The 19165-nt window shown below is 58.0% G+C and carries 17 protein-coding genes, 2 tRNA genes and 1 rRNA gene; 12 read left to right on the top strand and 8 right to left on the bottom strand.

Annotated elements, in window-relative coordinates; translation table 11 throughout:
- Positions 1-126 precede the first annotated feature (126 nt).
- The 3 genes from rrf (at position 127) to OWK27_RS22730 (ending at position 503) form a co-directional block, all read left to right on the top strand.
- Positions 127-242, top strand: a 5S ribosomal RNA gene (gene rrf / locus OWK27_RS22740).
- A gap of 55 nt (positions 243-297) precedes the next feature.
- A tRNA-Asp gene (locus OWK27_RS22735) sits at positions 298-374 on the top strand.
- Positions 375-427: 53 nt separating this feature from the next.
- A tRNA-Trp gene (locus OWK27_RS22730) sits at positions 428-503 on the top strand.
- A gap of 100 nt (positions 504-603) precedes the next feature.
- Here the strand turns inward: OWK27_RS22730 and hdfR are convergent.
- Positions 604-1425 (bottom strand): HTH-type transcriptional regulator HdfR, encoded by an 822-nt coding sequence (gene hdfR, locus OWK27_RS22725; protein ID WP_148422503.1) that lies wholly within the window; start codon positions 1423-1425, stop codon positions 604-606.
- A 118-nt stretch (positions 1426-1543) separates the two neighbouring features.
- On the opposite strand from hdfR, the gene OWK27_RS22720 reads away from it, so the two are divergent.
- Complete coding sequence (locus tag OWK27_RS22720; protein WP_006808641.1) at positions 1544-1882, top strand: DUF413 domain-containing protein; 339 nt, start codon at positions 1544-1546, stop codon at positions 1880-1882.
- Positions 1883-1909: 27 nt separating this feature from the next.
- Here the strand turns inward: OWK27_RS22720 and OWK27_RS22715 are convergent, their stop codons facing one another.
- Entirely contained in the window at positions 1910-3430 is a 1521-nt protein-coding gene (locus OWK27_RS22715; protein ID WP_267591285.1) for a YifB family Mg chelatase-like AAA ATPase, read from the bottom strand.
- Between the two features lie 341 nt (positions 3431-3771).
- Here OWK27_RS22715 and ilvL point away from each other — a divergent pair, with 341 nt between their 5' ends.
- The 7 genes from ilvL to ilvA all read left to right on the top strand — a co-directional run bounded on the left by ilvL (position 3772) and on the right by ilvA (position 10322).
- Positions 3772-3870 (top strand): ilv operon leader peptide, encoded by a 99-nt coding sequence (gene ilvL, locus OWK27_RS22710; RefSeq protein WP_023620831.1) that lies wholly within the window; start codon positions 3772-3774, stop codon positions 3868-3870.
- A gap of 86 nt (positions 3871-3956) precedes the next feature.
- Complete coding sequence (gene ilvX, locus OWK27_RS22705; RefSeq protein WP_166792073.1) at positions 3957-4007, top strand: peptide IlvX; 51 nt, start codon at positions 3957-3959, stop codon at positions 4005-4007.
- Positions 4008-4009: 2 nt separating this feature from the next.
- The gene (gene ilvG / locus OWK27_RS22700; RefSeq protein WP_267591284.1) at positions 4010-5656 is read left to right on the top strand and encodes an acetolactate synthase 2 catalytic subunit; all 1647 of its coding nucleotides are present in this window, start codon (positions 4010-4012) and stop codon (positions 5654-5656) included.
- Positions 5653-5916, top strand: a complete 264-nt coding sequence (ilvM, locus tag OWK27_RS22695) for an acetolactate synthase 2 small subunit (protein ID WP_148422463.1) — start codon at positions 5653-5655, stop codon at positions 5914-5916. Before ilvG ends, ilvM begins: the two co-directional genes overlap by 4 nt.
- Positions 5917-5934: 18 nt before the next feature.
- Positions 5935-6864 carry a branched-chain-amino-acid transaminase gene (gene ilvE / locus OWK27_RS22690; RefSeq protein WP_267591283.1) on the top strand — a complete coding sequence of 310 codons (930 nt, stop codon included), beginning with the start codon at positions 5935-5937 and terminating at the stop codon, positions 6862-6864.
- A 60-nt stretch (positions 6865-6924) separates the two neighbouring features.
- Positions 6925-8775 (top strand): dihydroxy-acid dehydratase, encoded by a 1851-nt coding sequence (ilvD, locus tag OWK27_RS22685; protein WP_267591282.1) that lies wholly within the window; start codon positions 6925-6927, stop codon positions 8773-8775.
- A gap of 2 nt (positions 8776-8777) precedes the next feature.
- Complete coding sequence (gene ilvA / locus OWK27_RS22680; RefSeq protein ID WP_148422504.1) at positions 8778-10322, top strand: threonine ammonia-lyase, biosynthetic; 1545 nt, start codon at positions 8778-8780, stop codon at positions 10320-10322.
- On the opposite strand, the gene ilvY is transcribed toward ilvA, so the two are convergent.
- Positions 10319-11209, bottom strand: coding sequence for an HTH-type transcriptional activator IlvY (gene ilvY / locus OWK27_RS22675; protein WP_148422466.1), 891 nt, complete (start codon positions 11207-11209; stop codon positions 10319-10321). The genes ilvA and ilvY overlap by 4 nt on opposite strands.
- Before the next feature lie 152 nt (positions 11210-11361).
- Here ilvY and ilvC point away from each other — a divergent pair, with 152 nt between their 5' ends.
- Positions 11362-12837 carry a ketol-acid reductoisomerase gene (ilvC, locus tag OWK27_RS22670; RefSeq protein WP_148422467.1) on the top strand — a complete coding sequence of 492 codons (1476 nt, stop codon included), beginning with the start codon at positions 11362-11364 and terminating at the stop codon, positions 12835-12837.
- 39 nt (positions 12838-12876) lie between these two features.
- Here the strand turns inward: ilvC and trmL are convergent, their stop codons facing one another.
- From trmL to lldP, 5 genes are all read right to left on the bottom strand, one after another.
- Entirely contained in the window at positions 12877-13350 is a 474-nt protein-coding gene (gene trmL / locus OWK27_RS22665; protein WP_267591281.1) for a tRNA (uridine(34)/cytosine(34)/5-carboxymethylaminomethyluridine(34)-2'-O)-methyltransferase TrmL, read from the bottom strand.
- A gap of 45 nt (positions 13351-13395) precedes the next feature.
- Positions 13396-14736 (bottom strand): MFS transporter, encoded by a 1341-nt coding sequence (locus OWK27_RS22660; RefSeq protein WP_267591280.1) that lies wholly within the window; start codon positions 14734-14736, stop codon positions 13396-13398.
- A 179-nt stretch (positions 14737-14915) separates the two neighbouring features.
- On the bottom strand, positions 14916-16103 hold the full coding sequence (lldD, locus tag OWK27_RS22655) for an FMN-dependent L-lactate dehydrogenase LldD (RefSeq protein ID WP_267591279.1): 1188 nt from the start codon (positions 16101-16103) through the stop codon (positions 14916-14918).
- Positions 16100-16873, bottom strand: coding sequence for a transcriptional regulator LldR (lldR, locus tag OWK27_RS22650; protein ID WP_148422470.1), 774 nt, complete (start codon positions 16871-16873; stop codon positions 16100-16102). The genes lldD and lldR overlap by 4 nt, the downstream gene beginning before the upstream one ends.
- A complete protein-coding gene (lldP, locus tag OWK27_RS22645) occupies positions 16870-18525 on the bottom strand; it encodes an L-lactate permease (protein ID WP_003860175.1) in 1656 nt (551 codons plus the stop codon). Before lldP ends, lldR begins: the two co-directional genes overlap by 4 nt.
- Positions 18526-19165 lie beyond the last annotated feature (640 nt).

The raw sequence follows: 19165 nt of genomic DNA, 5'->3' as shown, positions 1-19165 counted from the left end.
GATTTTGCGCTGAGACAAGGCGGCAAGCGAAGGAAAGGAAGGAGCATACTGAGGTATGTGACTGACTTTACGAGAGCAGCCAACGCAGTATCAGCCCAAAAGACACAGGACAGAGCACAGAATTTGCCTGGCGGCTTTAGCGCGGTGGTCCCACCTGACCCCATGCCGAACTCAGAAGTGAAACGCCGTAGCGCCGATGGTAGTGTGGGGTCTCCCCATGTGAGAGTAGGGAACTGCCAGGCATCAAATTAAGTAGTGAGCCGGTGCATTAATCCGGTGGTTACAGAAGTATTCGGTGGAGCGGTAGTTCAGTCGGTTAGAATACCTGCCTGTCACGCAGGGGGTCGCGGGTTCGAGTCCCGTCCGTTCCGCCACTTATTAATACATTAAGCCTGCCTTATCGGCAGGCTTAATGGCAAAAAACTTTAGGGGCGTAGCTCAGTTGGTAGAGCACCGGTCTCCAAAACCGGGTGTCGCGAGTTCGAGTCTCTCCGCCCCTGCCATATAGAATCCTTTGCTTCGGCAAAGGATTTTTTTTTGCCTGTAAAACAGGCGAAAACCTTCCTGAAATTTGTGCAGCCTGCGTCTCCGCAGGCTTTTGCGTTAATCCAGTATGCTGATTTTCAAAAGATCTTTAATCTGCGACTGCTTATCGCTGTTTTGCAGCCAAATGGCATACAGCGGTCTGGAGAGCGTCGTCGAATCGGTGACAACATGGAGCTCAGGTTTATTATCTGCCCAGCGGACGGGTAGCCAGGTACATCCCTTCAGCGAGGGAAGCTGCTGGCAGGCAATCTCCGCAGAGCTTGTCGTGAGCTGCGGGATATCATCACTGGCAATTAAGCCAGCCTCATGCTGCTGAAAATCCGGCCCCCATTCCAGGCGTAAATAATTGAGGTCTGCCTTCATCATTGAAGGCTCTGTTGCATACAGCGCCAGGCTAAACTGCCCCACAATCTGGCTGCTAAATTCGTCCATCTTGGGCGCTTCGGTAGTGATCAGAAGATCCAGCTGGCGCTCGTGGAGTTGCTTTACCAGCGACTGACGTTGCGCAATTCGGGCCTCGAACTGTAGATGGTTATGCGAGCGATACAGTCGCGTAAGCCACTGGCTGAGCATGCATTCCCACAGAGACGCGCTGGCTCCGATGGAGAACTCATTATGCCGGGAAGTGTGCGCAACCTCCTTTCGCGCCGCCTGCCAGGTATTCATCAAGGTTTCTGCATACGGCAGCAGTTTTTCCCCGGCCGGCGTTAAGCGGATATTGTTGCGATGACGGGTGAAAAGATTCACACCCAGTTGATTTTCCAGCTGTCGAATACGAAAACTGACTGCTGACTGCGTCAGGTAAAGGGCTTCAGCGGCTCGCCCAAAGTGTCGCGTTCTGCTCACTTCGAGGAAAGTTTTTAGCAATTCCGTATCCACATCTTTCTCCACAAAATTATTTGTCGTTATGATTTAAATGTTTTGTTTTACACTCTGTCAAGCGTAACTAATACTCCGCGCCATAAATAGCTCGGCCAAAGAATTAGGAGCGTGTAGGATGGCGGAAAGCTTTACGACGACTAATCGTTTTTTCGACAATAAACATTATCCGCGCGGGTTCTCTCGTCACGGCGATTTCACTATCAAAGAAGCTCAACTTCTTGAGCGCCATGGTTATGCCTTTAACGAGCTGGATCTGGGTAAACGTGAACCAGCAACCGAAGACGAAAAACAGTTTGTCTCTGTTTGCCGTGGTGAGCGTGAGCCGCAGTCTGATGCAGAACGTGTATGGATCAAGTATATGGCTCGCATCAAGCGTCCTAAGCGTTTCCATACGCTGTCCGGCGGTAAGCCGCAGATGGAAGGTGCTGAAGACTACACCGAGTCTGACGACTAAGAAGAGAAGGGGCTACGGCCCCTTTTTTTATGCCAGCATTTTTTGCAGATGCAGCAGCAACCGATCTATCGCCCGATAGCTAAGTGCCTCCTGCAAATGTCGCCTCTCAATTCCTGTGCAACCCTCCACGTCGGCGATAGTACGCGCTACTTTCAACAAACGCTGCCATGCGCGAATGGATAGCCCAAAACGCGTCAGCGTTTCTTCCAGCCAGCCTGCATCCTCCGCGGTGAGAGAACAGAATTGTCGGATCCCGGCGTTATCCAGCCGGGCATTCAGCGTGTTCTGACGAGCATACTGCCGCGCCTGCGCCGTAATGACGCGTTCCCGCACGACTGCCGAACTTTCGCCTTTCAAACCGGTTTGCCTCAGCAGGCCGGGAGGAGGCAGAGGGATCTCCAGCGATAAATCAAAACGGTCAAGAAAGGGCCCGGACAGCTTACTCAGGTAACGCAGCGTCTGCTCCGGCGTGCAGCGGTTATGGTTACCCTGATAATGGCCCGTTGGGCTGGGGTTCATCGCGGCCACCAGCTGAAACCGCGCTGGATAGCTTATTTTGGCTCGTGTACGAGAAAGATGGATCTCGCCAGATTCAATCGGTTCCCGCAGCGCATCCAGCACGCGGCGTTCAAACTCGGGTAATTCATCCAGAAACAGGATGCCGTTGTGCGCCAGTGAGATTTCACCCGGTCCTGGAATTGACCCTCCGCCCACCATGGCGGTGAGAGACGCACTGTGATGGGGAGAGCGAAAAGGGCGGCGGCGCCACTGCTTATGCAGCGACGTTGCGCTGACCAGGCTGAAAATCGCGGCGCTTTCGAGCGCTTCGTGATTATTGAGGGGCGGCAGCAGGCCGCTTAACCTGCTCGCCAGCATCGTTTTACCCGTGCCTGGCGGACCGATAAGCAGCAGATTATGCCCACCCGCGGCGGTTATCTCTAACGCCCGTTTACCCTGATCCTGACCCATAATATCGCTGAGGTCATCGGGCGAATCTGGCACCGCCTCGTCACTCTCCTGCGGTTCGGCAAGCTCGTGTCGGCCTTCCAGCCAGGCGCAAACCTCCTGTAAATGTCCCGCTACCAGACACCCCTTTTCGGCGATAAGGCTGACTTCGGAGGCATTTTCATTGGCTACAATGATTTGTCTCCCTGCGCGTATGGCTTCAAGCGCACCCGAGATAGCGCCGGGAACGCCTCTTAACGCGCCTGTAAGCGCTAATTCACCTATGAACTCGCAGGAGCTTAACGTCGGGGTGTTGAGCTGTTCAGAAGCCGCGAGAAGCGCTATAGCAATAGGTAAATCATATCGCCCGCCCTCCTTTGGTAAATCAGCAGGCGCGAGATTAATGGTGATCTTCTTCGCGGGAAAAGCATAACCGCTATTGATGATTGCACTGCGTACGCGATCCCTCGCCTCTTTGACGGTCGTTTCGGGTAAGCCGACAAGCGTCAGTCCGGGCAGTCCATTACTTAAATGGACCTCCACAGAAATAAGCGGTGCCTTCACTCCGATAGCCGCGCGTGTATAAACAACAGACAGTGACATAAGCACCTCCCTGGCGATGACTATGCCAGCGAGGTTGCGCGCTGTTTAGCGTTGAATGGCCGAATTACGGCGCGCGTTCCTGCTTTTTCGCGGCAAACTGCAATCATTGCACGATTGCGGAACCGGCCTCGCAGAAAAGAAATGACGCGCGCTTTGCCTTCGGGAACCAGGCGAAAAAATGAAGAAACTTCATTTCCATTTTTTCCCTTTATAAAACAAAGGTTTTAATAGAAATAGTTTGCCTGCTACAGAAATTCGCCATAAAAAAATCTTGTGTCATATGAAATATCTGTGGTAACTCTTTAGGTATTCCTTCGAACAAGATGCAAAAAGAACTGAAAATGACAGCCCTTCTACTAGTGATTAGCCTGGTCGTGATTAGCGTGGTGGTGATTATTATCCCACCGTGCGGGGCTGCACTTGGACGAGGAAAGGCTTAAGAATCAAGCCTTAACGAACTAAGACCCCCGCACCGAAAGGTCCGGGGGTTTTTTTATGACTAAAAAACTTAAATGAGGAGCAGAGAATGACTACTAGCACAAAATTCTGTTTCTCCAGATTTATGACGGGGAACTAACTATGAATGGGGCACAATGGGTAGTACATGCGTTGCGCGCGCAGGGAGTCGAAACCGTATTCGGTTATCCGGGTGGCGCAATTATGCCGATTTACGATGCACTGTATGACGGCGGCGTGGAGCACCTCTTGTGCCGACATGAGCAGGGCGCAGCAATGGCAGCTATCGGCTATGCCCGCGCGACCGGGAAAACCGGCGTGTGTATGGCGACCTCCGGTCCGGGTGCAACTAACCTGATTACCGGCCTGGCTGACGCACTGCTCGACTCCGTTCCCGTGGTGGCGATCACTGGCCAGGTGGCCTCTCCATTCATCGGTACCGATGCCTTCCAGGAAGTTGACGTGCTTGGCTTATCCCTGGCCTGCACCAAACACAGCTTCCTCGTTCAGTCCCTCGAAGAGCTGCCGCGCGTGATGGCCGAAGCGTTCGAGGTTGCCAGCTCTGGCCGTCCGGGCCCGGTTCTGGTTGATATCCCGAAAGATATCCAGGTCGCGCTCGGCGATCTGGAGCCGCACTTCTCCACCGTGGAAAGCGACGATGCGTTTCCGCACGCAGAGGTTGAAGAGGCGCGTCAGATGATGGCGCAGGCGAAGCAGCCGATGCTGTACGTAGGCGGCGGTGTGGGCATGGCCCAGGCCGTTCCGGCGCTTCGCGCGTTTATCGCCACCACGCAAATTCCCGCCACCTGCACGCTGAAAGGTCTGGGTGCGGTAGAGACGGATTACCCGTATTACCTCGGCATGCTGGGAATGCACGGCACCAAAGCGGCTAACCTGGCGGTGCAGGAGTGCGACGTGCTTATCGCTGTCGGAGCGCGTTTTGACGACCGCGTCACCGGCAAGCTGAATACCTTCGCGCCGAATGCCAAAGTCATCCATATGGATATCGATCCGGCGGAAATGAACAAGCTGCGTCAGGCGCACGTCGCGCTGCAGGGCGATCTTAACGCGCTGTTACCGGCGCTGGCACAGCCGCTGGAGATCGGCGCATGGCGCCAGCACACCGCAGACATGCGCGCTGACCATGCCTGGCGCTACGACCATCCCGGCGAGGCCATCTACGCGCCGCTGCTGTTGAAGCAGTTGTCCGACCGTAAACCGGCAGACAGCGTGGTGACAACGGACGTGGGCCAGCACCAGATGTGGTCAGCCCAGCACATGACCTACACCCGCCCGGAAAACTTCATCACCTCCAGCGGCCTGGGCACGATGGGCTTCGGCCTGCCTGCTGCCGTGGGTGCACAGGTTGCCCGCCCGAACGATACCGTTATCTGTATCTCCGGTGACGGCTCCTTCATGATGAACGTCCAGGAGCTCGGCACCGTTAAGCGCAAGCAGTTGCCGCTGAAGATCGTATTGCTCGATAACCAGCGTTTAGGAATGGTGCGTCAGTGGCAGCAGCTGTTCTTCCAGGAGCGTTACAGCGAAACGACCCTCACCGATAACCCCGATTTTCTGACTCTGGCCAGCGCCTTCGGTATCCCTGGCCAGCACATCACCCGTAAAGACCAGGTTGAAGCGGCACTCGACACCATGCTGTCAAGCGAAGGGCCTTACCTGCTTCATGTCTCAATCGACGAGCTTGAGAACGTCTGGCCGTTGGTACCGCCCGGTGCCAGTAACTCACAAATGCTGGAGAAATTATCATGATGCAACATCAGGTCGCCGTGCAGGCTCGCTTCAACCCGGAAACCTTAGAACGCGTTTTGCGCGTGGTCCGTCATCGCGGTTTTCAAATTTGCGCAATGAATATGGAAACGGCCACCGACGCGCAAAACATCAGTATCGAATTAACCGTTGCCAGCCCGCGGCCGGTCGACTTACTGTTTAGTCAGTTATCAAAGCTGGTAGACGTTGCCCATGTTGCCATCTGCCAGAGCACAACCACATCACAACAAATCCGCGCTTAAGCGTGACAGGACGAAAAAATGACGACAAAAAAAGCTGATTACATTTGGTTCAATGGTGAGATGGTTCGCTGGGAGGACGCGAAGGTCCACGTGATGTCCCATGCGCTGCACTACGGTACCTCTGTTTTTGAAGGCATCCGTTGCTACGATTCTCACAAAGGGCCAGTGGTGTTCCGCCATCGCGAACACATGCAGCGTCTGCATGACTCAGCCAAAATTTATCGTTTCCCGGTCTCTCAAAGCGTGGATGAGCTGATGGAAGCCTGCCGCGAGGTGATTCGCAAGAACAACCTCACCAGCGCCTATATTCGTCCGCTGGTCTTCGTGGGTGACGTCGGTATGGGCGTTAACCCGCCAGCCGGTTACAACACCGATGTGATCATTGCCGCGTTCCCGTGGGGAGCCTACCTGGGCGCAGAAGCACTGGATCAGGGGATCGACGCAATGGTTTCTTCCTGGAACCGCGTGGCGCCAAACACCATCCCGACCGCCGCTAAAGCGGGCGGTAACTACCTCTCCTCACTGCTGGTCGGCAGCGAAGCGCGCCGCCACGGCTATCAGGAAGGCATCGCCCTCGACGTGAACGGCTACATCTCAGAAGGCGCGGGCGAAAACCTGTTTGAAGTAAAAGACGGCATTCTGTTTACCCCGCCGCTCACCTCTTCCGCGCTGCCGGGCATCACCCGCGACGCCATCATCAAGCTGGCGAAAGATCTCGGTATCGAAGTGCGCGAGCAGGTGCTGTCCCGCGAATCCCTGTATCTGGCCGATGAAGTCTTTATGTCCGGTACCGCGGCTGAAATCACGCCGGTGCGCAGCGTCGACGGGATCCAGGTGGGCGAAGGCCGCTGTGGTCCGGTCACCAAACGCATTCAGCAGGCGTTCTTCGGCCTCTTCACCGGCGAAACAGAAGACAAATACGGCTGGTTGGATCAGGTTAATCACTAAATATAAATTTGGGACGGCACGCACCGTCCCACTGCATAGTCAGACGGGAGTAAATAAAGCATGCCTAAGTATCGTTCAGCCACCACCACCCACGGTCGTAACATGGCGGGTGCCCGCGCGCTCTGGCGCGCCACCGGAATGACCGACGCCGATTTCGGCAAGCCGATTATCGCCGTGGTGAACTCCTTCACCCAGTTTGTACCCGGCCACGTACACCTGCGCGACCTCGGTAAACTGGTAGCCGAACAAATCGAAGCCTCCGGCGGCGTGGCGAAAGAGTTCAACACCATTGCGGTGGATGATGGTATCGCGATGGGGCACGGGGGCATGCTCTATTCACTGCCGTCGCGCGAGCTGATTGCCGACTCGGTGGAGTACATGGTCAACGCCCACTGCGCCGATGCGATGGTCTGTATCTCCAACTGCGACAAAATCACCCCGGGGATGCTGATGGCCTCCCTGCGCCTGAACATTCCGGTGATCTTCGTCTCCGGCGGCCCGATGGAAGCGGGGAAAACCAAGCTTTCCGACAAAATCATCAAGCTCGACCTGGTCGACGCGATGATCCAGGGTGCGGACCCGAAAGTGTCTGACGAGCAGAGCGACCAGGTGGAACGCTCCGCGTGCCCGACCTGCGGCTCCTGTTCCGGTATGTTCACGGCTAACTCCATGAACTGCCTGACCGAAGCGCTGGGCCTCTCTCAGCCGGGCAACGGTTCGCTGCTGGCAACCCACGCCGACCGCAAGCAGCTGTTCCTCAATGCCGGTAAGCGCATCGTTGAATTGACGAAACGCTACTACGAGCAGGACGACGCCAGCGCGCTGCCGCGCAACATCGCCAGCAAGGCCGCGTTTGAGAACGCCATGACGCTGGATATCGCCATGGGCGGCTCCACCAACACCGTTCTGCACCTGCTGGCCGCCGCGCAGGAAGCCGAAATCGACTTCACCATGAGCGATATCGACAAGCTCTCCCGCAAAGTGCCACAGCTGTGTAAGGTCGCGCCGAGTACCCAGAAGTACCACATGGAAGACGTGCACCGCGCGGGCGGCGTCATCGGCATTCTCGGCGAGCTGGATCGCGCCGGGCTGCTGAACCGCGAGGTGAAAAACGTGCTTGGCCTGACGCTGCCGGAGTCGCTGGACCAGTACGACGTGATGCTGACCAAAGACGAAGCGGTTAAAAACATGTTCCGCGCCGGCCCGGCCGGTATTCGCACCACGCAGGCGTTCTCGCAGGATTGCCGCTGGGACACGCTGGATAACGATCGCGCCGAAGGCTGCATCCGCTCGCTGGAACACGCCTACAGCAAAGACGGCGGCCTGGCCGTGCTGTACGGCAACTTCGCGGAAAACGGCTGCATCGTGAAAACCGCAGGCGTGGACGACAGCATCCTGAAGTTCACCGGTCCGGCAAAAGTGTACGAAAGCCAGGACGAGGCGGTAGAGGCCATCCTCGGCGGTAAAGTGGTGGAGGGCGACGTGGTGGTCATTCGCTACGAAGGGCCGAAAGGCGGTCCTGGCATGCAGGAGATGCTCTACCCAACCACCTTCCTGAAATCCATGGGCCTTGGCAAAGCGTGCGCGCTGATCACCGACGGTCGTTTCTCCGGCGGCACGTCTGGCCTCTCCATCGGCCACGTTTCCCCGGAAGCGGCAAGCGGCGGCAACATCGCGATCATCGAAGATGGCGACCTCATTGAAATCGACATTCCGAATCGCGGCATTCAGCTCAGGCTGAGCGACCAGGAAATTGCGGCCCGTCGTGAAGCGCAGGAAGCGCGCGGCGACAAAGCCTGGACGCCGAAAGATCGCCAGCGTGAGGTCTCCTTCGCCCTGCGCGCTTACGCGAGCCTTGCCACCAGTGCAGATAAAGGCGCGGTGCGCGATAAATCTAAACTTGGGGGCTAATGATGGCCGAGTCACAACCCTTATCCGCCGCCCCCGAGGGGGCGGAATATTTAAGAGCGGTGCTGCGCGCGCCGGTCTATGAAGCCGTGCAGGTCACGCCCCTGCAAAAAATGGAAAAACTCTCCTCGCGCCTCGACAACGTGATCCTGGTGAAGCGCGAAGACCGCCAGCCGGTGCACAGCTTCAAGCTGCGCGGCGCCTACGCGATGATGGCCGGGCTGACGGACGAGCAAAAAGCGCGCGGCGTGATTACCGCCTCGGCGGGCAACCACGCGCAGGGCGTGGCGTTCTCCTCTGCCCGTTTAGGGCTGAAGGCGCTGATCGTGATGCCGGTCGCTACCGCGGATATCAAGGTTGACGCGGTGCGCGGGTTCGGCGGCGAAGTGCTGCTCCACGGCGCCAACTTCGACGAAGCAAAAGCCAAAGCGATCGAGCTGGCGCAGCAGCAGGGTTTTACCTGGGTGCCGCCGTTCGACCACCCGATGGTGATTGCCGGGCAGGGCACGCTGGCGCTTGAGCTGCTGCAGCAGGACGCCCATCTCGACCGCGTCTTCGTCCCGGTAGGCGGGGGCGGCTTAGCCGCGGGCGTGGCGGTGCTGATCAAACAGCTGATGCCGCAAATCAAGGTCATCGCCGTTGAAGCGGAAGATTCTGCCTGCCTGAAGGCGGCGCTGGATGCCGGACATCCGGTGGATCTCCCGCGCGTCGGGCTGTTTGCCGAGGGCGTGGCGGTGAAACGCATTGGCGATGAAACGTTCCGTCTGTGCCAGGAGTATCTCGACGATATCGTCACCGTCGACAGCGACGCAATCTGCGCGGCGATGAAAGATCTCTTCGAGGACGTGCGTGCGGTGGCGGAACCGTCCGGCGCGCTGGCGCTGGCGGGCATGAAAAAGTACGTTGCCCGGCACAACATTCGCGGCGAACGCCTGGCGCACGTGCTGTCTGGTGCCAACGTGAACTTCCACGGCCTGCGCTACGTTTCCGAGCGCTGCGAGCTGGGTGAACAGCGTGAAGCGCTGCTGGCGGTGACCATCCCGGAAGAGAAGGGCAGCTTCCTGAAGTTCTGCCAGCTGCTGGGCGGCCGCTCGGTGACGGAGTTTAACTACCGCTTCGCCGATGCCAAAGATGCCTGCATTTTTGTCGGCGTGCGTCTGAGCCGCGGCGTGGAGGAGCGCAAAGAGATCCTCAGCCTGCTGCATGAAGGCGGCTACAGCGTGGTCGATCTTTCTGACGATGAGATGGCGAAGCTGCACGTGCGTTATATGGTCGGCGGTCGTCCGTCGAAGCCGCTAAAGGAGCGTTTGTTCAGCTTCGAGTTCCCGGAATCGCCGGGCGCGCTGCTCAGGTTCCTGCACACGCTGGGCACGCACTGGAACATCTCGCTGTTCCACTACCGCAGCCACGGCACCGACTACGGCCGCGTGCTGGCGGCGTTCGAGCTGGGCGAGCACGAGCCGGATTTCGAAACGCGCCTGAACGAGCTGGGCTATGAGTGTCACGACGAAACCCACAACCCGGCGTTCCGCTTCTTCCTGGCGGGCTAGTGGTTCGGCAGAATGTTCCAGAACGCATCGATAAGCGGCTCATGCAGCCGCTTTTTTTGTGCGCATACGCCAAGCTCGAACGGCGTCTTCTCGTCGCTGCGCTCCAGAATCATCACGCGGTTGCGCACCGGCTCCGGGCTGTTTTCCAGCACCACTTCCGGCAGCAGCGCCACGCCGCAGCCGAGCGCCACCATTGACACCATCGCCTCATGGCCGCTGACCGTGGCGTAAATTGACGGGTTGCTGATCTTCTGGCGTCGGAACCACAGTTCAATGCGGCGGCGCACCGGGCCCTGATCGGCCATGATAAACGGCACCGTCGACCAGTCCGGTTTCTCCACCGAGACCTGATTACGCACCGGGCAGGGCAGCGCCGGGGCGATCAGCACCACCGCCAGATTCTCCAGCATCGAGAATGCCACCGCGCCCGGCAGCGTTTCGGGCTTCCCGGCGATGGCGAGATCCGCTTCGCCCGTGACCACTTTTTCCATCGCGTCGGCGGCATCGCCGGTGGTGAGCTTGATTTCAACCGACGGATGCGCCGCGCGGAAGCGGTCAAGGATGGGGGGAAGATGGCTGTAGGCGGCGGTCACGGAGCAGAAAATATGCAGCTCGCCGGAGAGTGACGGCCCCTGCTGGTCGATGGTGTGCCGCAGCTGCTGATACTGCAGCAACGTCTGCTGGGCAAAGATGCGCAGCTCCTCACCCGCCTCCGTGAGCGTGACGGTGCGGTTATCGCGCACGAACAGCGGCTGGCCAAGGTCTTCCTCAAGGCGCTGGATCTGGCGCGAAAGCGTGGAGGGGCTAACGTGCATCGCCCGGGCGCTGCGGCCAAAGTGACGGCTTTCCGCCAGATGCAGGAACATTTTCAAATCGCGTAAATCCACCGATTCCACTCCCTCTTTTTACATTGCAAAAATTGCAACATGACGTTGTGAATATATCAATTTCCGCAATAAATTTCCTGTTGTAATGTGGGTACATTCTCGCTGAAACGCGAACCGAACAATAAGACACACAACATCACGAGGTATCACCCATGGCTAACTACTTTAATACACTGAACCTGCGCCAGCAGCTGGCGCAGCTGGGCAAATGCCGCTTCATGGCGCGCGATGAATTTGCCGATGGCGCGAGCTACCTTCAGGGTAAAAAAGTGGTCATCGTCGGCTGTGGCGCGCAGGGTCTGAACCAGGGCCTGAACATGCGTGACTCCGGGCTGGATATCGCCTACGCCCTGCGCAAAGAAGCGATTGCTGAGAAGCGTGCCTCCTGGCGTAAAGCGACCGAAAACGGCTTTAAGGTGGGTACCTACGAAGAGCTGATCCCGCAGGCGGATCTGGTGGTAAACCTGACGCCAGACAAGCAGCACTCTGACGTTGTGCGTTCCGTACAGCCGCTGATGAAAGACGGCGCCGCGCTGGGTTACTCCCACGGCTTCAACATCGTTGAAGTGGGCGAGCAGATCCGTAAGGACATCACCGTGGTGATGGTGGCACCGAAATGCCCGGGTACGGAAGTACGCGAAGAGTACAAGCGTGGCTTCGGCGTGCCGACGCTGATCGCGGTTCACCCGGAAAACGATCCAAAAGGCGAAGGTATGGCCATTGCCAAAGCATGGGCAGCGGCTACCGGCGGCCACCGTGCGGGCGTGCTGGAATCCTCCTTCGTTGCTGAAGTGAAGTCTGACCTGATGGGCGAGCAGACCATTCTGTGCGGCATGCTGCAGGCAGGATCTCTGCTGTGCTTCGACAAGCTGGTGGAAGAGGGCACCGACCCGGCATACGCGGAAAAACTGATTCAGTTCGGCTGGGAAACCATCACCGAAGCGCTGAAGCAGGGCGGCATAACGCTGATGATGGACCGCCTGTCCAACCCGGCAAAACTGCGCGCGTTCGCACTCTCTGAACAGCTGAAAACCATCATGGCGCCGCTGTTCCAGAAACACATGGACGACATCATCTCCGGCGAGTTCTCCTCCGGCATGATGGCGGACTGGGCGAACGATGATAAGAAACTGCTGACCTGGCGTGAAGAAACCGGTAAAACCGCGTTCGAAACCGCGCCACAGTTCGACGGTAAAATCAGCGAGCAGGAGTACTTCGATAAAGGCGTACTGATGATCGCGATGGTGAAAGCGGGCGTTGAGCTGGCGTTCGAAACCATGGTGGATTCCGGCATCATCGAGGAGTCTGCGTACTACGAATCACTGCACGAGCTGCCGCTGATCGCGAACACCATCGCCCGCAAGCGTCTGTACGAAATGAACGTGGTTATCTCTGATACCGCAGAATACGGCAACTACCTGTTCTCTTACGCCTGCGTACCGCTGCTGAAAGAGTTCATGACCACCCTGCAGGCAGGCGATCTGGGCAAGGCTATTGCGGAAGGTGCGGTAGACAACGCGCAGCTGCGTGACGTAAACGAAGCCATTCGCAGCCACGAAATCGAGAAAGTGGGCCAGAAACTGCGCGGCTATATGACCGACATGAAGCGTATCGCGGTAGCAGGCTAACAACGACGAATCGGGTGGCGCAAGCCACCCGACTTGCTTTCAGGTACGCAGTATCGCGCCGGGATATCCCAGCTGGCGCCACGCCTCATACACCACCACCGACACCGCATTCGACAGGTTCATGCTGCGGCTGTCCGGCATCATCGGAATACGAATTTTTTGTTCAGCCGGTAAAGCATCAAGAATAGTGGCCGGCAGGCCGCGGGTTTCCGGGCCAAACATCAGATAATCCCCATCCTGATAGCTTACCGCGCTGTGCGCTGGCGTGCCTTTTGTGGTCAGGGCGAACATGCGCTGCGGCTTCTCTGCTTCCAGAAACGCGGCGTAATCGTGATGGCGAACCACGGCGGTAAATTCATGGTAATCCAGCCCCGCGCGGCGCAGGCGTTTGTCGTCCCACGTAAAGCCCATCGGCTCAATAATGTGCAGACGAAAACCGGTGTTGGCGCACAGGCGGATAATATTGCCGGTATTGGGTGGAATTTCTGGTTCGAATAAAACGATGTTAAGCATGCTGCCCCCTTAATTGCGGGGGCAGAATAGCAGAAAAGAGAGCGACTAGGCGACGCCGGGTTCATGCGCGCGGCAGCGCAGCATTTTGTAGCAGGTGGCCGCCGCGGCCACCAGGGCGGGCACGCTGAGGATCATTAAAATACTGTCCGCCTGCCACTGCATGGAAAGCAGCTGGGCGCTGGTCATGGTTCCCGCCACGCCGCCAAAGCGGCCGATCCCCTGCATCCAGGCGATGCCCGTCGCGCGGCATTCGGTAGGGTAAAAGGTGGCGGCCAGGGTTTGCATTCCCGACTGTGCGCCGTTCATCGCGATCCCCATCAGGAAAATCAGGCCGCCAAACAGGGCGATATGGTTATGCTCAAGGCCAAGCAAAAGAATGAGGCACATCGTCAGCATGAATCCTCCCGCGACCACCTTGTGCGCCTCCCAGCGGTCCATCATCCAGCCCGCAAGCAGAATGCCTGCGGTACCGCCGAAGGTGAACAGCGAGGTGAGCCAGGCGGATTCCGCCAGCGCATAGCCCATCCCCTGCATCAGCGTCGGCATCCAGCTAAGCAGGACGTAGTAAATGACCAGCCCCATAAAGTAGGTGACCCACAGCATCAGCGTGCCGGGAAGCCAGGGCATGGAAAAAAGCTGTGCCACGCTCCCCTTTTTAGCGGCAACCTTTTCCTCCGCCAGGAAAAAGCCCGTGACGCCGTCAAGCGTGCTGCGGGCAAACCGGCCGGCGATGCGGCGAACCTGCGCGACGTCTTTCCCGCGCTGCACCAGAAACTTCACCGACTCCGGCAACAGCAGCGCCAGCAGCAGCGTTAAAACCAGCGGAGCAATCGCGCCGGTCAGCAGCACGCTTCGCCAGCCGTGATGAGGGATCAGCCAGGAAGAGATCGCGCCGCCGCCTGCCGCACCCAGAGGGAAGCCGCAGTACATGGTATTAATCGCCATGGCGCGGCAGCGCCTGGGGGCAAACTCTGAGATCAGCGTGATGGCGTTAGGCATCGCGGCGCCGAGCCCCAGGCCCGTCAGGAACCGCCACAGCGTCAGAGTATTCAGACTTTGCGCCCAGGCCGTGCCCAGGCTCGCAAGGCCGAAGAACAGGCACGAAAAGATCAGCACGCGCTTGCGCCCCATCCGGTCCGATACCGGACCTGCTATAAGCGCCCCGAGCGACAGCCCCAGCAGCGCCGCGCTCAGCACCGGCCCCAGATCCTGTTTTTGTATACCCCACTCCGCCGACAGCGTCGGCGCGATGTAACCCATCGCTGCGGTATCGAAGCCGTCGATCGCCAGAACCAGGAAGCCCAGCACAATAAGAAGCCAGTGAAACCCTGAAAAGCGACTTTCATCGATCACCTGCTGAATATCCACCCGACCTGAATACGTCATACGCTCCCTCCGATGTAATGTTGTTTTTGTGTTCTTGTATTTGCTTGTCTATACAATTGCGGAGAGGCGTGGCGTGTCAAATTTTCTTATCCAGAATGTTACGTAGGTGTTATTTTCGACAAAAAAAAGCGCCCGAGGGGGAGTCGGGCGCCTGAGAAACGTATATCAACTAAAAACGATCAGGCCGCGTTCCCCTGGGAAAGGGGAGCCAGCGCCGCCGGCAGCTTGCTGAGTTCCTGCACCAGCGAATCCTTGCTGATTTCTTTTATCGTCTTCGCGCCGGTCAGGGTCATCGCCACCTTCATCTCTTTCTCAATGAGGTTCAGCAGGTTCGCCACGCCCGCCTGGCCGCTGGTGGCCAGCGCGTACAGGTAGGCCCGGCCCAGCAGCACGCTGTCGGCGCCGAGGGCAATCATGCGCACCACGTCCAGCCCGTTGCGGATGCCGCTGTCGGCCAGGATCGCGATATCGCCCTTCACCGCATCGGCAATGGCGGGCAGCGCGCGGGCGGAAGAGAGCACGCCGTCGAGCTGGCGTCCGCCGTGGTTAGAGACGACGATCCCGTCCGCGCCGAAGCGCACCGCGTCGCGCGCATCTTCCGGATCGAGGATCCCTTTGATCACCATCGGGCCGTCCCAGAATTCGCGGATCCACTCCAGGTCCTTCCACGAGATCGACGGATCGAAGTTATTCGCCAGCCAGCCGATGTAATCCTCAAGCCCGGTCGGTTTACCGAGGTAGGCCGAAATATTGCCCAGATCGTGCGGACGACCGTTCAGGCCTACGTCCCACGCCCACTGCGGATGCGTAACCGCCTGCCAGTAGCGGCGCAGGGCGGCGTTCGGGCCGCTCATGCCGGAGTGCGCGTCGCGGTATCGCGCGCCGGGCGTTGGCATATCGACGGTAAAGACCAGCGTTGAGCAGCCCGCCGCTTTGGCGCGCTCGAGCGCGTTACGCATAAAGCCGCGATCGCGCAGGACGTACAGCTGGAACCACATCGGGCGCTTGATGGTCGGCGCGACCTCTTCAATCGGGCAGACGGACACGGTGGAAAGGGTAAACGGAATGCCTTTGGCATCCGCGGCGGAGGCGGCCTGCACCTCGCCCCGGCGGGCGTACATACCGCACAGGCCAACGGGCGCAAGGGCCACCGGCATGGAGAGCGTCTCGTTAAACAGTTTTGTCTCAAGGCTCAGGTCAGACATATTCTTCAGCACGCGCTGGCGCAGGGCCACTTCCGAGAGATCTTCCACGTTGCGGCGCAGGGTGTATTCGGCATACGCCCCGCCGTCAATATAGTGGAAGAGGAACGGCGGCAAAATGCGCTGCGCCGCGGCGCGGTAGTCACTGGCTGCTGAAATAATCATGCTTTGTTCTCCCTGGAAATATCACTGTCGCCGGGCAGACGGGTAATACGCGCCTGTCGGGCCTGATCTTCATCGAATCGTTTAATGGTGGTGTGCACGAAGCCCAGGTGCGCCATCATCGCCTTACGCGCGGCTTCGGCATCGCCGGCCAGAATGGCGTTGAGCACCGCCTCGTGCTGTTCGGTCAGCTGAGCAAACACGGGCGGAACCAGATACATGCGCTGGCGGCTCTGCTTCACGGAGGATTGCAGCAGGTCGAAGAACCCGCGCATGGTTTGCAGCAGCACCACGTTGTGCGACGCCTCGGCAATCGCCAGATGAAAACGCACGTCGGCCTGGGAGGCGATATCGGGGTCGCTGCTTTGCGTGGCCTCAAAGCAGGCTTTGAGCTTCTCTTTGTCGGCCTCGGTTGCCCGCATCGCCGCATGCCAGGCGGTACTGGTTTCGATGGCGTGGCGCGCTTCGAGGATGTCAAAGCTGTAGTCCGGATCGTTTTCCATCAGCGTTTTCAGCGGCTGAACGATGTTTTGCTCGGACCAGTCATCATGCTGCCAGCGCACGAAGGTGCCGCCGCCGCGACGGCTCAGCAGCACCCCTTCGCTGACCAGCGTCGCCAGCGCTTCGCGCAGCGAATTACGCGAAACGCCAAGCTGGGCGGCAAGCTGGCGCTCGGCGGGCAATCTCATGCCCGCCTCCAGCTGTTGTTCTTCAATCAGCGCCCGCACGCGAGTGGCAATCTCGTCGGACAGGCGTCTGGGCATCACTATCATGGGATCATCCAGGTTAAGACATAGGCCTGCAGGGTGGTAATAACGCCCACCATGCAGGTAAATATCAGGCTGTGCTTCACGGTAAAGCGGAACAGATCCGACTCTTTACCCACCAGTCCCACCGCGGCACAGGCAATGGCGATGGACTGCGGGGAGATCATTTTGCCGGTCACGCCGCCGGTGGTGTTCGCCGCGACCAGCAGCACATCCGAGACGCCAATCTGCTGCGCGGCCGTTGCCTGCAGGGCGGCAAACAGGGCGTTTGAGGACGTATCTGAACCGGTCAGGAACACCCCCAGCCAGCCGAGGAACGGCGAGAAGAAGGTAAACGCGTGTCCGGTGTGCGCCAGGGCGAGCGCCAGCGTCGACGACAGGCCGGAGTAGTTCGAGATAAACGCGAACGCCAGCACCATGCCGATGGAGTAAATCGGCAGCATCAGCTCTTTAATCGTCGCCGCAAAGGTCTGCACGGCGGCGGCCGGCTTCATGCGCAGCCACACCACGGAAAGGATAGCCGCAAACAGAATGGCCGTACCGGTTGCCGAGAACCAGTCAAACTTAAACACCGCCGCATACGGCGTGGCGTCGTGCACCACCGGCGGCATGCGGGCGACCATTTTGTCGAGGAACGGCACGGAGATGTTAATCACCATGTCGTACAGCGCGCCGCCCGGGGCGAACAGGGCCTTAAACGGCGGGATGCTCCACAGCGTTACGGTGGCGGTCAGGAACAGGAACGGTGACCACGCGCGGACGATCTGCCCGGCGGTATAGCCCGTGCGGGCGAGCGTCTGATCCACGTGCGACGCGCCCATATCGGCAAAGCGGAAGATGCGCACCGGCTGCCAGCGTTTCAGGAACAGCGTCAGACAGACCAGCGATACCAGGGAAGAGATAATGTCCGGCAGTTCAGGGCCGAGGAAGTTGGAGCTGAGATACTGGGCAATCGCGAACGAACCGCCCGCCACCATCACCGCAGGCCAGGTTTCCTTTACGCCGCGCCAGCCGTCCATAATCGCCATGATCCAGAACAGCACGATAATGGTCAGGAACGGCAGCTGGCGGCCGACCATCTGGCCAATCTCAAAGCTGTCCAGCCCGGTCACCTGTCCGGCCACCAGAATCGGGATACCCATCGCGCCAAACGCCACCGGCGCGGTGTTCACGATCAGGCACAGGCCAGCGGCATACAGCGGATTAAAGCCCAGCCCGACCAGCAGCGCGGCGGTGATCGCCACCGGCGCGCCAAACCCTGCCGCCCCTTCAAGGAACGCCCCGAAGGAGAAGCCGACTATCAGCATCTGTAAACGCTGGTCCGGCGTAATGGAGAGAATCGACGAGCGAATGATGTCGAACTGCCCCGTTTTCACCGAAATTTTGTAGACAAAGACCGCGGCGATGATGATCCACGCAATCGGCCACAGGCCGTAGAAGAAGCCATACACCACGGAGGCCAGCGCGCGATCGACCGGCATTTTGTAGAAGAACAGCGCCACCAGCAGGGCGATGGCAACGGTATACGTCGCGGCGAGGTAGCCCTTCAGCTTGAGCTTAATCAGCGCAAAGAAGAAGAACAGGATCGGAAGCGATGCGATCAGGCTGGAAAGCCAGATATTCCCGGCCGGATCGTAGTTTTGTTGCCAGAGGCTCATGCAGGTCTCCTGAGGACCACACGGCTTGCGCTGCGGGTGAGTCTCCGCTCATCTCTGCGTCACATGCTGTGTAAAAGTGGTCCATCCAATATTGTGATGTAGGGGTAATGACAATGAATGGTTAATCAAGTGTTGCTATTCAGCAATGCTTTTGTGAAGTGAAGCGGTAAAACTGTGAAGGATGGTTCGCTTTGGAGACGATTGGTAGGACCAAAAGGCCTGCGCAGATCGTTCATTTATGACGCAGACGTAGGCTGCGGGCTGAGCAGCGTTCCGTCACCATGGGCGGGCACGGCGGGTAAAATATGATGATGAAAATGCCTGTTTGCGCTATTTACGTTAATCTACCAAGGTGTTTTTGTTTTATTTGAGTTTACGATAAAGGGCTAATTTGTAAACGGCATGATTTATTTAAGAGAAATATAAATTTTTTTTAGGTAAAAATGCGAAATATAATATGTAGCAAAAAATTTTAATTAAGATAAATTTCACATATAGATTTTAACAGCGTATTACAAACGATCAATTGCTGATCAATAATGAAAAATTCTGCGTTTAAGCGTTTTTGCAGAATAATCGCAAAGCTGTCTCTCCTGCTTTAACTTTTCATCCTAATAATGATCTGAAAAAAATTGATCAA

Origin of the sequence: Enterobacter cloacae complex sp. 2022EL-00788 (genome assembly GCF_026627565.1) — a bacterium.
GTDB lineage: Bacteria > Pseudomonadota > Gammaproteobacteria > Enterobacterales > Enterobacteriaceae > Enterobacter > Enterobacter pasteurii.
Note: the sequence above shows the minus strand (reverse complement) of the source record. Positions and strands in the feature narration are given on the sequence as shown.

Bases quoted from the DNA above. Each gene is read 5' to 3' on its own strand.
- OWK27_RS22720 (WP_006808641.1), top strand. From the start codon at position 1,544: ATGGCGGAAAGCTTTACGACGACTAATCGTTTTTTCGACAATAAACAT.
- OWK27_RS22715 (WP_267591285.1), bottom strand. From the start codon at position 3,430: ATGTCACTGTCTGTTGTTTATACACGCGCGGCTATCGGAGTGAAGGCA.
- ilvL (WP_023620831.1), top strand. From the start codon at position 3,772: ATGACAGCCCTTCTACTAGTGATTAGCCTGGTCGTGATTAGCGTGGTG.
- ilvG (WP_267591284.1), top strand. From the start codon at position 4,010: ATGAATGGGGCACAATGGGTAGTACATGCGTTGCGCGCGCAGGGAGTC.
- ilvM (WP_148422463.1), top strand. From the start codon at position 5,653: ATGATGCAACATCAGGTCGCCGTGCAGGCTCGCTTCAACCCGGAAACC.
- ilvE (WP_267591283.1), top strand. From the start codon at position 5,935: ATGACGACAAAAAAAGCTGATTACATTTGGTTCAATGGTGAGATGGTT.
- ilvD (WP_267591282.1), top strand. From the start codon at position 6,925: ATGCCTAAGTATCGTTCAGCCACCACCACCCACGGTCGTAACATGGCG.
- ilvA (WP_148422504.1), top strand. From the start codon at position 8,778: ATGGCCGAGTCACAACCCTTATCCGCCGCCCCCGAGGGGGCGGAATAT.
- ilvC (WP_148422467.1), top strand. From the start codon at position 11,362: ATGGCTAACTACTTTAATACACTGAACCTGCGCCAGCAGCTGGCGCAG.
- trmL (WP_267591281.1), bottom strand. From the start codon at position 13,350: ATGCTTAACATCGTTTTATTCGAACCAGAAATTCCACCCAATACCGGC.
- OWK27_RS22660 (WP_267591280.1), bottom strand. From the start codon at position 14,736: ATGACGTATTCAGGTCGGGTGGATATTCAGCAGGTGATCGATGAAAGT.
- lldD (WP_267591279.1), bottom strand. From the start codon at position 16,103: ATGATTATTTCAGCAGCCAGTGACTACCGCGCCGCGGCGCAGCGCATT.
- lldR (WP_148422470.1), bottom strand. From the start codon at position 16,873: ATGATAGTGATGCCCAGACGCCTGTCCGACGAGATTGCCACTCGCGTG.
- lldP (WP_003860175.1), bottom strand. From the start codon at position 18,525: ATGAGCCTCTGGCAACAAAACTACGATCCGGCCGGGAATATCTGGCTT.